The 12,086-nt window shown below is 54.7% G+C and carries 12 protein-coding genes; 3 read left to right on the forward strand and 9 right to left on the reverse strand.

The genetic code is table 11. The annotated features are described in order from the left end of the window. Positions 1-55: 55 nt before the first annotated feature. Entirely contained in the window at positions 56-865 is an 810-nt protein-coding gene (locus JX360_RS04755; protein WP_341830529.1) for a JmjC domain-containing protein, read from the reverse strand. Continuing rightward, positions 810-1,553 carry a hypothetical protein gene (locus JX360_RS04760; RefSeq protein WP_244349449.1) on the reverse strand — a complete coding sequence of 248 codons (744 nt, stop codon included), beginning with the start codon at positions 1,551-1,553 and terminating at the stop codon, positions 810-812. Before JX360_RS04760 ends, JX360_RS04755 begins: the two co-directional genes overlap by 56 nt. A gap of 620 nt (positions 1,554-2,173) precedes the next feature. Between JX360_RS04760 and JX360_RS04765 the strand changes: the two genes are divergently transcribed. Both JX360_RS04765 and JX360_RS04770 read left to right on the forward strand, forming a co-directional pair. Continuing rightward, positions 2,174-3,037 carry an ABC transporter substrate-binding protein gene (locus JX360_RS04765; protein ID WP_244349450.1) on the forward strand — a complete coding sequence of 288 codons (864 nt, stop codon included), beginning with the start codon at positions 2,174-2,176 and terminating at the stop codon, positions 3,035-3,037. After that, entirely contained in the window at positions 3,034-3,855 is an 822-nt protein-coding gene (locus tag JX360_RS04770) for an amino acid ABC transporter permease (RefSeq protein WP_244349451.1), read from the forward strand. The genes JX360_RS04765 and JX360_RS04770 overlap by 4 nt, the downstream gene beginning before the upstream one ends. Positions 3,856-3,962: 107 nt before the next feature. Here JX360_RS04770 and JX360_RS04775 read toward each other — a convergent pair whose 3' ends face one another. The 5 genes from JX360_RS04775 to JX360_RS04795 form a co-directional block, all read right to left on the reverse strand. Then, positions 3,963-4,307, reverse strand: a complete 345-nt coding sequence (locus JX360_RS04775; RefSeq protein ID WP_244349452.1) for a DUF4351 domain-containing protein — start codon at positions 4,305-4,307, stop codon at positions 3,963-3,965. Positions 4,308-4,384: 77 nt separating this feature from the next. Further along, complete coding sequence (locus tag JX360_RS04780) at positions 4,385-4,873, reverse strand: hypothetical protein (RefSeq protein ID WP_244349453.1); 489 nt, start codon at positions 4,871-4,873, stop codon at positions 4,385-4,387. 118 nt (positions 4,874-4,991) lie between these two features. Then, complete coding sequence (locus tag JX360_RS04785) at positions 4,992-6,203, reverse strand: acetate kinase (protein ID WP_244349454.1); 1,212 nt, start codon at positions 6,201-6,203, stop codon at positions 4,992-4,994. Between the two features lie 116 nt (positions 6,204-6,319). Next, positions 6,320-7,681, reverse strand: coding sequence for an FADH(2)-oxidizing methylenetetrahydrofolate--tRNA-(uracil(54)-C(5))-methyltransferase TrmFO (trmFO, locus tag JX360_RS04790; RefSeq protein WP_244349478.1), 1,362 nt, complete (start codon positions 7,679-7,681; stop codon positions 6,320-6,322). Positions 7,682-7,860: 179 nt separating this feature from the next. After that, positions 7,861-9,039 carry a TRC40/GET3/ArsA family transport-energizing ATPase gene (locus tag JX360_RS04795; protein ID WP_244349455.1) on the reverse strand — a complete coding sequence of 393 codons (1,179 nt, stop codon included), beginning with the start codon at positions 9,037-9,039 and terminating at the stop codon, positions 7,861-7,863. Positions 9,040-9,252: 213 nt separating this feature from the next. Between JX360_RS04795 and psbQ the strand changes: the two genes are divergently transcribed. Beyond that, positions 9,253-9,645, forward strand: a complete 393-nt coding sequence (gene psbQ / locus JX360_RS04800; RefSeq protein WP_244349456.1) for a photosystem II protein PsbQ — start codon at positions 9,253-9,255, stop codon at positions 9,643-9,645. A gap of 189 nt (positions 9,646-9,834) precedes the next feature. On the opposite strand, the gene JX360_RS04805 is transcribed toward psbQ, so the two are convergent. Beyond that, positions 9,835-10,056 (reverse strand): hypothetical protein, encoded by a 222-nt coding sequence (locus JX360_RS04805; protein ID WP_244349457.1) that lies wholly within the window; start codon positions 10,054-10,056, stop codon positions 9,835-9,837. Further along, positions 10,056-11,909: a S8 family serine peptidase gene (locus JX360_RS04810; protein ID WP_244349458.1), complete on the reverse strand. Its 1,854-nt coding sequence runs from the start codon at positions 11,907-11,909 to the stop codon at positions 10,056-10,058. Before JX360_RS04810 ends, JX360_RS04805 begins: the two co-directional genes overlap by 1 nt. Between the last annotated feature and the right edge of the window lie 177 nt (positions 11,910-12,086).

Below are 12,086 nucleotides of genomic sequence, written 5' to 3' on the forward strand. Positions count from 1 at the left end.
ATCACGTCCATGCCTTGGTGGCTTGAGATTGAGCCTGCGCAACGGTTTTTATGAGCTAGACCGAGGAGTCTGTATGGATGCGCAGCAACCCGCCACGAATCAGTCGCTGAACCAGGGTGATCTTGGCCTCATCTGAGAGGGGTTCGGGTAGATCTGAGACCGAGAATGGGCTGACGGCGGCAGCTATGTACTGGAAGGCGGGTTCTAAATGGGCTTGTCCCTTGATGGTGTTACCTGGGAACTGAATCGAAACCGCAAACCCCTGCGGAACAATACGGCATGGCATTCCGGCCCGTTTGGCTACCACGGTGTTAAGGGTGACTGCCTCCAGCTGAGGGATGAGAGCGAAATGGTGATCCGGTGCAACAATGGCCTGGCGAATCAATTGATCCAGAAGCAGCGATAGCCCCGCCTCCACATCGGTTTGGAGAGCCAGCCGCTGGCACAGTTCCCGAAAGGGTTCCTCCAGTTGATCGGCGGGTAACCGGAAAAAACCAGGCGGTAGTGCTCTGCGTAGCGATTCTTCCTGTAGGCTCAGGGCCGTCAGGGCGGAGGTAAGTAAATCTAACCACTGAAAGGGATAAACACCGAGGGTGAGGTGCAAAGAGGGGTGGGCGTTGGTTTCTGCCTCGTGGACAAATCCGCGCGGAATGTAGAGCAAATCTCCTGCTTGTAGGTACACCTCTTTGAGAGGGGATCCCAATCGTTCGGAGGGAATCACCGGTTGAAAACTGTTGAGTAGCGGCACCGGCTGCGGGGGTGGATATAGGTACCACTGCTTGGATCCCTCCACCTGAAGGACAAACACATCATGGGTATCGTAGTGAGGGAAAAGCGCCTTGGATCCCTGCGGTGAAAAATACAAATTTGCAACAATGCGATGACATAGAAACTCTTGCAGATTGCAACAGAATGAGGCTAAAGAAGCATTGAATTGCTGCAAGCCATTGATGATAACGGTGTAACCTTCTGTGAATACTTTGTAGACAGCGCAACACCATCGCTTGCACGCAGGTGGGTAGAGCTTCTCCTCGGAGTAAAGTCAGGGGTTCCGTGAGCAGCCAATGGTGAATCTCATCCCCCTCGGTGGGGTTTCCATAAATGGGCAACGAGCCGATGAAACAGCTGGGCAAAGGTGTGGCAACAGACCCCGACCGCTCCACATCAAACTCCAGCCACATGTTGTGAACCCGCTCTGACAGGAGGGATCCCGCTGCCTGCCAATGTTGACCCAATTGATGGATCCGCTGCCAAATCGGCTCCGATTGCAACAGGCTGGCCCCATATTCTGCGGAAGCCAAGGTATTACGGCCCGCTTCTTGGGCATCCAAACAAATCAGAAAATCTCCCGCTGCCTCCGGGATCCCCAACCGACATTCAAAACCAAAAAAGTTGGTCAATGAACCGGGGAGCCATTGGGCAATGGCTTGGATCCCTTGCCAAGACTCTGCATCCAACAGTTCAACCGGAATTGAGGGCTGAATCACCTGCACATGGTCGCTGAGGGGGTATCGCGGCTGGTGATCCGCCTCAAGGATGCTGGTGCTGACCATAAACGCTCCTGACCTCTTGATTGCCCACTCAGCTCTGCGGCTCCTCTTGATGTCCATCTCCGGGATCCGGCTCAGGGAACCTGAAATCACTGCGGAGCGGGAGCCTTTGCACTCTCCTTTTGGGGGACGAGCAAATGAGTTGGCAGCAAGCTCAGACTCATAGCCAGGAGGAAAAGAGCAGTAACCGTGCATGGACTGGCAGTAGATCTAACATGGCGAGCGTGGTTTTTTCTCAATCCCTTTGTTTGAATTAACAAACGCTTGAGGTAGGAGTGTGCCAACCCTAACTATGGCTCTTCCCGCCTGAACGAAAGGATCCCAGTGGGTTATCTGGTCTCAGGGCCTTTCTTCGCTCTTTTCGGGATCCCTGCCTGTTTCAACCGTGCTGGGTCACCCGCATTAATATTGGGCTCGGAGGAGACATATAAGAGACATATAGAAATAGAAATAGTGCCCTGTCCTGATCCCCTTTGTTGCTCCCAACCTAACCCTGGACGTGTCGCAAGGTCTGACGGGCTCGTGTCAGGTGATACCGTCTTGCGGCGGAGACTATGACAGCCTTTGGTATCTTAGATGGATCCCAGTGGGGTTGCTCTTCACGTTCAGCCGAGGTTTTGCCGATGTTTGTTTCTCGACGCAGATCCTTACAAGCCTTTTTGCTCACCCTCGCCGGATGCCTAACCTTGGGGACAACCCAGGGATCCCTGATGGCTCAAAGCAGCGATCTGTTGGCCCAAGTGCAAGAACGGGGGGTGCTGCGAGTTTCCACGGACTCCAATTACCGCCCCCAAAGTTACCTCAACCCTGATGGCACTTGGGAAGGGTTTGATGTGGATGTGGCCCGTGAGATCGCCAGTCGCCTAGGGGTGGAAGCCGAGTTTTTGGATATCAACTTCGATGTGATCACCGCCGGCTCTTGGAATGGCCGCTGGGATGTGAATGTCGGCTCCATGACCGTGACCGCAGAGCGCCAACAGGCCCTGCTCTTCACCATTCCCTACTACTACACCCCTGCCAGTTTTGTGGTGCATGAAACCTCCACCATCCCTGATATTCCCAGTTTGGAGGGCAAACGGGTTGGGGTCGGCACTGCCACCACCTATCAGGCTTATTTGGAAGGTGCCCTCACCCTAGAGGGGGAAACCATAGAAATCCCAGCCCCGAGTGTGGATATTCGCATTTATGACACCGATAGTTTGGCCCTCCAGGATTTGGCCTTGGGAGATGGGATCCGTCTGGATGCAGTTTTGACCGCTTTACCGACGGCAGAAGATGCCATTCAAGAAGGGCTACCCCTAAAAACGCTTGGGGATCCTGTCTATTACGAAGCCTTGGCTGTAGCCTTGGATCGCTCCAGTCCTGCTAGCTCAGAGAGTTTGCAAGCCAAAATTACGGAGATCCTGGAAGCCATGCACGCCGATGGCACCCTGACGGCTCTCTCGGAGCGTTACTACGGCATTGATTTAACGAAAAAAGTCGAGTGAACAAGGACTCCATCCCGCTGGTGCAGCCCACCCAGCCACCGCCCCCCCTTCAGAAAGGGATCCCGTTTCCGGTGGCGCGAGGGTTATGGTTGGTTCTATGGCTGGCGTTGTTGGCATTCGCCTTCAGTGGGGTACGGTTTGAGTTGGCCGGGATCCCAGTCCGCACTCTGCGCTTGAACGGCAACTTTGTGCGGGAATGGTGGTGGTTTATCTCGCAAGGGGTGGGCATTACCTTTCAACTGTCACTGGTCTCGATTCTCTGTGCCACCACGTTGGCCTTTTTGTCGGCATTAGCGGGCCTTTCACAAGTGGCTCCCCTAAGTAGCCTGTCGGCTTTGTATGTGTCTCTGATGCGGGGCACGCCTCTATTTCTGCAATTTTTGTTTATCTATCAGGCTTTACCCCAATTGGGTCTGGTTTTGGGATCCTTTGCTTCAGCGGTATTGGCCCTGACCTTGAACTATGGGGCTTACATGAGCGAAATCTTTCGGGCCGGGATCCAAGCGATTCATCGCGGACAAACGGAAGCTGCCTATGCACTGGGGTTAAAACCTTGGCAAACCATGTGGCGGATTATTCTGCCGCAAGCCTTTCGGATTGTCTTACCGGATATTGGCAATCAATTTATCGCCATGCAGAAAGATACGGCTTTGGCCAGTGCCATTGCTTTGCAAGAGCTCATGGGTCGTGCCCGCCAAGCTGGGTTGCCACGTCAACATTTTTTTGAAGCTTTGGTGGTGGCTGCTTTGTGGTATTGGCTGCTGACCTTGATCTTGTCCTTTTTTCAGGGACGCTTAGAACGGTATCTGACTCGTTGAGGGGATCAAAAATATGGGGTCTAATGTGGGATCTTCAGTGCCCAAATGATTACTGCTGGGAAAATTCTTTTGACAACTCGGGAGCCCTCCTAGCTCAATCTTTTCAGCTATTCTGTCAAATCTGCCAAGGATCCAAAATCGAGAAGGTCTTCTCCCAAAACTTCTAATTGCTCCACCGACAAAGCGCGAATTTGAGTTTGCTGTTCCAGAGGGAGTTCCCCCACCTTCTTGCGAAGTAGCCATAAGGTCAGGTGGGTTGCCTCCCGTTGGATCCCTTGAGTAAGCCCCTGTTGAATGCCTTCTTGAATGACCTCTTGGTAAAACCGGGTCTGTCTCAAATCTTGTGTACCAAACATCTCCCCGATCTCCTCCCGACTCATACCTGGAAACTTGTACACCACCAACGTCTCTAAAAAATCAACCAGTGGGCGACCCAAGGAATTTCCTTGCATAGTCGCTAGAGTTGCTGGGAGAGGATGTCAAGAGCCATGGTTGCTGAAGAGGCCAGGAAATCATGAGGTCAAGATCCTCAAAGCACACTGTTGAAGGTGAGGCTCCCACTACCCAGTCGATCCCGTTGATCGAAAACACTGATGGTTAATTGATGGGATCCTGTTTGAGTCGGGGTAAAACTATTTTGCGTCAGAGTGAGTCCTGTGACCGTGCAGGCGGTGGCCCCAATGGAGCAGCCGGGCAATTGGGAAGCATCAAAAGCCCCTAAGGTAACGAAATTGCCCAGTGGAGTGGTAACGGAAGCCAGAAAGGCATTAGAACCGCGGATCCCGGCAGGCGCCTCCACTCGGAAGGAGACAACAAAAGTCGGGGTTTGCCCCACCGAGACCGTACGCGGCGAGAGATCGGTAATGGTGAGGGCTGGAGCTGGAATCGGATCCGGCAGAGGCAAAAAATCGCTACCGCCCGTCGTGCCCCCACAACCCACAAGCACACCGCTGAATAGCAAAAACAATGGGATCCGTTCATTGATCCATGGATTGATCTGATCGATTCTCCGCATCATCTCCTCTCCACCCCAAAATGAGCTTCTGTTTGTTGAGTTTATTGTTGGAGGTTTATCCTCCCCCAGCTAGTGGTCAGAAAGGAGAGAATCTGACCGGAATCGGTCTTGGATCCTTCGTTTACTCCCCTTGCAAAACCGCTTGGCAAGCTGTGGCAATGGCCCAGTCCTCTTGAGCTGAGATCACCAAAACCCGCACTGCAGCATCGAAGGTGCTGATATCGCAGTTGCGGGGGGATCCGGCATTGAGAACGGGGTCGATCTGGATCCCTAAGAAACCCAGATCTGCACAGGTGGCCGCCCGTACCGGCGCTGAGTTTTCCCCAATGCCACCAGAAAACACTAAGGCATCCAGCCGATCCAAATTCATCAGCATCGACCCGATCTGGCTGCGCAGCCGGTGAATAAACAGATCAAAAGCCAGTTCCGCCCGTTTATGCCCTGCTTCCATCGCCTCCAACACAGTCCGCATGTCGCTACTCAAGCCGGAAACCCCCTTGAGGCCCGATTCCCGGTTCAAAATTCGATCCAATTCTTCAACGCTCATCCCCTGCCGCAACTGATGGATCAAAATGCCCGGATCCACTGACCCCGACCGGGATCCCATCATCAAGCCTTCCAGAGGGGTATAGCCCATGGTGGTATCGACGCTTTTGCCTCCTCGAATGGCCGCCAAGGAACAGCCATTGCCCAGATGACAGGTGATCAGCCGCAACTCCGACAAAGGGCGGTTCAACAGTTCAGCGGCACGGCGGGCACAATACTCGTGGTTAATGCCATGAAACCCGTAGCGGCGGATCCCTTGTTCTGCCCAGGCATAGGGCAGTGGGTAAAGAGCGGCAGCAGCAGGCATTTGCTGGTGAAAGGCGGTATCAAAGACCGCAACCTGCGGGATCCCGGGTGCCAAGTGACCAAGCAGACGGATCCCCTCCAACGCGGCGGGGTTATGGGCCGGAGCCAAAGGAATGAGCTGCTCAATGGTCTGCTCGACGATGGGGCTAATCTGGGTGGGCCGCTGATAAAGGGATCCCCCATGCACCACCCGATGACCGATAGCATCGATGGCCTTGGCCCCTGGCAGTAGGGCTTCTTCTCCTTGCCAAAGGCTTTGAAACAAGGGGGCCAATCCGTTGATGCCCGCCTGAGGTGGAATAGAAGGAAAAGATACCCAGCCACCGCCTCGCCGCCGCGTCTGGATCAGGGTCTCCTCTGGCCTGTAGGTGAAATCCACCTGGGCTTGCCAGAGAGGAGTGGCATCGACCTTGCCCTCAACCACCTGAAAAAGGGAGGACTTCAGGCTGCTAGAACCGGCATTAATGACAAGAATATTCACAGAGCGTCTTCCGCATCGGCCTCCGCAGGTCTTATTGATTTCAACCTAACCGCCAACCTGAGTTTTGACTGTAACCTGCAACAGTTGGGAACAGACTTAAACGGTTCACGGATTCCTCAGGCGGTTTGGACTTGTCGGGTCAACCCCGTTGCCGCTAGCGCGGCCAAAGCCCGATCCCGATAGCGACCATAGCGCTCCGCTTTGCTACGGATCCTGCGCCCCTCCAAATTGGGCAAAATTCCAAAGTTTGCCGGCATCGGTTGAAAATATTTGGGATCCGCACTGCTAATGAATTGAAACAAGGATCCGATCATCGTTTCAGGGGGCAGCTGAATCAGAGGTAAACCTAGGGCAAAACGAGCCGCATTGGATCCCGCTAGCCACCCACCCGCCACGGCACAGGCATAGCCTTCTGTGCCCACCAACTGACCGGCAGCAAACAAGCTCGGTCGCTTGCGAAATTGTAAGGTTGGTTCCAGCAACTGCGGCGCATTCAAAAACGTATTGCGGTGCATCACCCCCATGCGCACGAACTCGGCCTGTTCCAAGCCAGGGATGAGACGAAACACCCGCTGTTGCTCTCCCCATTTCAGGTTGGTTTGGAACCCAACCAAGTTCCACAGTTGCCCTGCCTTGTCCTCTTGCCGCAGTTGTACCACCGCATAAGGCCGGGATCCGGTGCGGGGATCCACCAATCCCACCGGCTTGAGAGGGCCAAAACAGAGGGTTTCTTTACCCCGGCGGGCCATTTCTTCGATTGGTAGGCAGCCCTCAAAAAAGGAGCGTTCTTCTTGCTCAAAGGCTTTCAAGGGAGCTTGTTCCGCTTGTACCAAAGCTTGCCAAAACTGCTCGTACTCTGCTTCGGTCATCGGGCAATTCAGATAGGCGGCTTCTCCTTTGCCGTAGCGGGAGGCCGGAAACACCACCTCTCGGTTCAAAGAGTCCCCTGTTACAATCGGGCTGGAAGCATCGAAAAAGCTCAGGTAGCTCAACCCCGTGAAGGCTTGGAGCGCTTCTGCCAAGGGATCACTGGTTAAGGGCCCGGTACAGAGGACGGTGATTCCTTCGGGAATGTGGGTGACTTCTTGCCGCCGTAAGGTGATGCGCGGATGGGCTTGAATCGCTTCAGTGAGAGCTTGGCTAAACACCGCCCGATCTACGGCTAGGGCTCCTCCTGCTGGGACAGCATGTCGATCCGCCATCCCAATCACCAGGGATCCCAGTTGTCGCAATTCTTCCTTGAGCAACCCGGCAGCCCGATCACTCGCCAAGGCTCCAAAGGAGTTGCTACATACCAGTTCCGCCAAATGTTCTGTGTGGTGGGCCGGACTTTGACGCACAGGGCGCATCTCCGACAGGATCACCGTCAATCCCGCCTGGGCAATTTGCCACGCTGCTTCCGTTCCTGCCAGCCCTCCGCCAATGACATGGATGGGGGCAAGAGTTGAGGGTTCAGATGTATCGGCTTGGTCAAGCATTCCGTTCCGTCCTAAAAGCTGCCAATCCAGGTGCTTCTTGCGAAAACGTTCCGCAGTCATGCCCTTTTGGCTTTTCCCAGGATACTCCCAGGATCACGATGGGTTTGGCACAGAGTCCTGCTCCAAAAGAATCCTGACTGATCCTGCTTGGATCGTGAAGGCATCGAGAGGAGAGACCCTCAAGCGGCAAAGTGAATGCGCAGGTAGTCTTCTTCCATTTTGGCGCGGGCTGGGTTCATGGCGGCCAGGGTCTGGGGCAGCACTAGGTTGCGCCGGTGATTGCCAATACGGATATTCAGTTCATCCCCCGTTTTGCTCAGTTCCACCTGCTCTTTCGGGATCCCGGGCAGGTAGAGATCCAGCCGATATTGGCCATTGTCTGTAACCACGTTCATGGTTTGCTCAGCGTAGAGCACTTCCGCCGGGTTGCGATCCCCCCAGAGGTCTTTTTTCAGACGGGCCAGGGCCTCCCAGCCTACCAACTCCTCTGAGTACAGCGGGATCTCAAAGACGGGTAGGGGGGCAAAATTTTCGTGAATTTCCCGGCGATATTTTTGTTGAGCAGCTTTCCAAGTGGCAAAGTAGGGATCCACCACCGTATCCGGCAAAATGCGATTGGCCACCACCAAATCGGTTGCCACCCCGTACAGGCTTAAGTAGGCATGGGCCCGCAAGGATTCCTTGATCACCATCTTTTCCGGGTTGGTCACCAATCGTACCGAGGTGATGCGGTTGTCGGTAAGGATCCGCTCCAGACGCTCGATTTTCTCGTAAAACTCGTAGGGGGCATCCAGCACCCGGTTATCCGGCAAAGGGATCCCGGTGAGTCCCTTCACAATCGGCTCGGCAATGGGACGCAGCATCTGGGCTAGCCCCTGCAGAGGCTTGTAGAACTTGCGCATGTACCAACCGGAGACATCTGGCAAGCTCAGCAACCGCAGAGCGGTTCCGGTAGGAGCCGAGTCGATGATCAACACATCAAAATCATCCTCGTCGTAGTGGCGGTTCACCCGCACCAGGGAAAAAATCTCATCCATCCCCGGCAAAATCGCCAACTCCTGCGCTTGCACTCCATCCAGTCCGCGCGCTTGCAACACCTGAGTAATGTAGGTTTTGACGGATCCCCAGTTCAGCTCCAACTCGTTGAGGGCATCCAGCTCTGCCCCCCAAAGATTGGGTTTGACCTCAATCGGGTCGTGCCCGAGGGGCTGATCGAAGCTATCCGCTAAGGAGTGAGCCGGATCCGTACTCAATACCAGAGTTTTCAGGCCGATCTCAGCACAACGCCAGCCAGTCGCCGCCGCCATCGAGGTTTTGCCGACTCCACCCTTGCCGGTCATGAGGATGATGCGTTGCATGAGAGCGCCAGTTACATTCTTTTACATTTACATTCCCAGCCTAGCCCATTTGTTGAGCCATCCGGTACAGGTTAAGAGACCGTTTGTTTTGGGTTCGCGTAGGACAGATCCGATTTTCTGTTCCATTCATCTCATCCCTAAGGCTCCACCAACCAAGGGCCTACCGACAGGTAAACTATTGCTAAGAAAAATCAAGCATGTTGGAGGTGTGTGATGATGAGCTGTTGGCGCAGTCTTTTGCTGGTGCTGTTTGTGGCTTTGGGGCTGTGGCTGGGATCCCCTGTGCAGGCAGCCAGTTTGCCCCCTCAAGTCCAAGAACTGGAACAGCAAGTCAGCCAATTGCAAAGGTTGGTGGATGCGGAAGATTGGCTGGAGATCCGCTCCTACATTCATGGGCCAATGGGCTTGACTCGTAAAAACTTGACGGGGCTGGCCGTCACCTTGCCGAAAGAACAAAAGCAAGAGGTGATTCGGCTGACCAAGGAATTGGGTCAAAGCCTGGAAAAATTGGATTTTGCCGCCAAAGGCTACGATCAGCCGGAGGTAGAAGCCGCCCAGGCCAAAGTCAAAAAGGCTTTGGATAGGTTGGAGGCTTTGTTCTCCTAGGGGCTGGGGAGGATCCTCTAGAGCAAGCAGCCTTCTCTTGAACAGCGAGATGTTTCTTGGGATCCACCCAGCCAGACACTCAGCTGAAAACAGCTTAAAAAATCAGGATCCCCTCTCACCCAGCCAGAAGGGATCCCCAATGAGACTCATTCAGCCGATAGTGCAACCGATAGAGTAATCCGATAGGCACTAGGGCTGTAGTTTGAAGCTCTTCACTTCCAACACCGGCCCCACTTGTGCCACCGTCAGCATGTCTTCTTTCACCTGTCCCTGGATTGTCACCTCCAATCCCTCCTGCAGGAGATCTTTGGGGGCACGGAAGAGGGCGTAGTGTTCGCCGGAAGGCACCGTCAGCACCCACACCCCCGACTCAATATCCAGGAACTCGATTTTACCTGTGTACTCCTGCATCACTTCCTCAGCGCTAGCCCGGTAGCTGTAGAGGGCTGTTCCAGAGAAGCTTGTGCTCCCAAGTAGGCCAAGCCCAGGCAAAGCACCCCATTGAGAAGCAAGAAGGAGCGACCCAACCAAGCAGAGGATCCAAACCATACCACCCCCTCATAGAACAGGGATCCGGACAAGAGCAAGTGGGAGGCCATCCCTATGCAGAGGCCAATCACCCCCCAGCGCCAGCGTCGATGCCCCAGCAACAGCAGCATCAGTAAACCAGGGATCAAGACACTGGCAAACAGTGGGTTTAAGGCATTGCTCTGGGCAAAGGCTGTACCCAACTCCGGCAGGGAACTACCCGCCAACTGGAAGGGCCAACGGGGAGCACCGACAATCGCCAACCCCTGCAAGGGGAACAAGCCAGCACTGCCCAAGAGGATCCCCGCCACCAACGGCACCGATTGGATCAGACGCTTCGGAGCCAGCCACCAGCGGATCAGCACCATGATGATGTAGCCACCCACCACCATCAGCAGCTTCGGCACCAGGGCAATCGGGCCGCCATCAAACCAGAAGCGGGGATTCAGGTAGCCATTGTTGTTCAGGTACTGTAGGAAATCCTTGAACCAGAGCACCAGGGGATTTTCCTCCTGCTGACCGGTGGCCCGTGCCAAAGCCTTGGCTGCATCCAAACGACCGGCACCGTAGAAGTTTTGCTTGTCGTCTCGCACCGGCGTGGCGGACATCTTCAGCACTTCTTCCACCTTGTCGGGGTCTTTCACCCCCTGAGCCTGGATCAACGCGGCTACACCAGCCACATGGGGAGTGGCCATGCTGGTGCCCTGGAAGTAGGCGAAAAGGGCTTCATTCGGATTGCGGCGATTAATGGTTTGCTGCAGAATGCCGTATTCCGGGTGATCTTGGGTTTTCGCCCCGCCAGGAGCGGAAATATCGACACCCACGCCGTAGTTGGAGTAAGGGGCTTTTTCCCCATTCGGGCCTGTCGCCGACACCGCGATCACATGCTCATAACGGGCTGGGTAGCTGACTTGGTTAGAGTTTTCGTTGCCCGCCGCCGCGATTATCGTCACCCCTTTGTTGTGGGCATAGGTCACCGCCTCTTGCATCAACTGGGCAGAGGCACGGCTCCCCAAGCTGAGGTTGATAATGGTTGCGCCATGGTCGGCAGCGTAGCGGATTCCTTCCACCACATCCGACAGGGATCCAAAACCATTGGCATCCAAGACCCGCACCGGCATGATCTTGGCCTTAAAGGCAATCCCGGCAACTCCAAAAGCATTGTTCGTGGATTGGGCAATGGTTCCCGCTACATGGGTGCCGTGCCCTTGTAAATCTTCAGGGTTCTCGTCGTCATCAACAAAGTCGTAGCCCTTGACAAACTCGGTCTGGGCTAGGTCAGAGACTCGGGTGACCCCGGTATCCACCACCGCCACCGTAATCCCTTCTCCCTGGGAGATATCCCAGGCTTCCGGCATATTGATGGCTTTTAGGTTCCATTGCTGAGGATAGAGGCGATCATTGGGCACAAACGCCGCCTGGAACTGGTAGTTGGGATGGGCATATTCAATCAACGCCTCATCCGTGAGTCGCTTCATCAAGCGTCGCGTGGATCCCTGATGGTTGGCATCCACGTCGAACAGATAGATGGCTTCTTGACGAGCAAAGGAACTGGCACTGCTAGGGCGCAGCGACACGTCATATTCTTTAGCAATAGCGGAGATCTGACTGGGGGTGGCCGTGTTGACAAAATTGACCACGATGCTGTCGTAGGGGGTGGATCCCTTGCCACAAGCCGTCAACAGCAATGCCATCAGACAGGCGCAGCAAAGACCCAACCAGCGTCCGAATTTCATAATTCACGCCCTCGGGATCCGATTGTTTGGAACCAGTATGCCCTCTAGATTGGCAATTGACGAGGTGAACAAGCCAATTCACCCGGAAGGATTCCGGCAAGATTACCCAAAGGTGCAACCTTGGCCGCGCAAGAAGGGATCCCAGCCCTTCGGGGAAAATGTTATGACAAGATGAGC

Source organism: Thermostichus vulcanus str. 'Rupite', assembly GCF_022848905.1.
Classification (GTDB): Bacteria; Cyanobacteriota; Cyanobacteriia; order Thermostichales; family Thermostichaceae; genus Thermostichus; species Thermostichus vulcanus_A.

Excerpts from the sequence above, each read along its gene's own strand:
- JX360_RS04805 (WP_244349457.1), bottom strand. The coding sequence starts at position 10,056 with ATGCAGGAGTACACAGGTAAAATCGAGTTCCTGGATATTGAGTCGGGG.
- psbQ (WP_244349456.1), top strand. The coding sequence starts at position 9,253 with ATGATGAGCTGTTGGCGCAGTCTTTTGCTGGTGCTGTTTGTGGCTTTG.
- JX360_RS04760 (WP_244349449.1), bottom strand. The coding sequence starts at position 1,553 with ATGGTCAGCACCAGCATCCTTGAGGCGGATCACCAGCCGCGATACCCC.
- JX360_RS04780 (WP_244349453.1), bottom strand. The coding sequence starts at position 4,873 with ATGATGCGGAGAATCGATCAGATCAATCCATGGATCAATGAACGGATC.
- JX360_RS04775 (WP_244349452.1), bottom strand. The coding sequence starts at position 4,307 with ATGCAAGGAAATTCCTTGGGTCGCCCACTGGTTGATTTTTTAGAGACG.
- JX360_RS04765 (WP_244349450.1), top strand. The coding sequence starts at position 2,174 with ATGTTTGTTTCTCGACGCAGATCCTTACAAGCCTTTTTGCTCACCCTC.
- JX360_RS04795 (WP_244349455.1), bottom strand. The coding sequence starts at position 9,039 with ATGCAACGCATCATCCTCATGACCGGCAAGGGTGGAGTCGGCAAAACC.
- trmFO (WP_244349478.1), bottom strand. The coding sequence starts at position 7,681 with ATGCTTGACCAAGCCGATACATCTGAACCCTCAACTCTTGCCCCCATC.
- JX360_RS04810 (WP_244349458.1), bottom strand. The coding sequence starts at position 11,909 with ATGAAATTCGGACGCTGGTTGGGTCTTTGCTGCGCCTGTCTGATGGCA.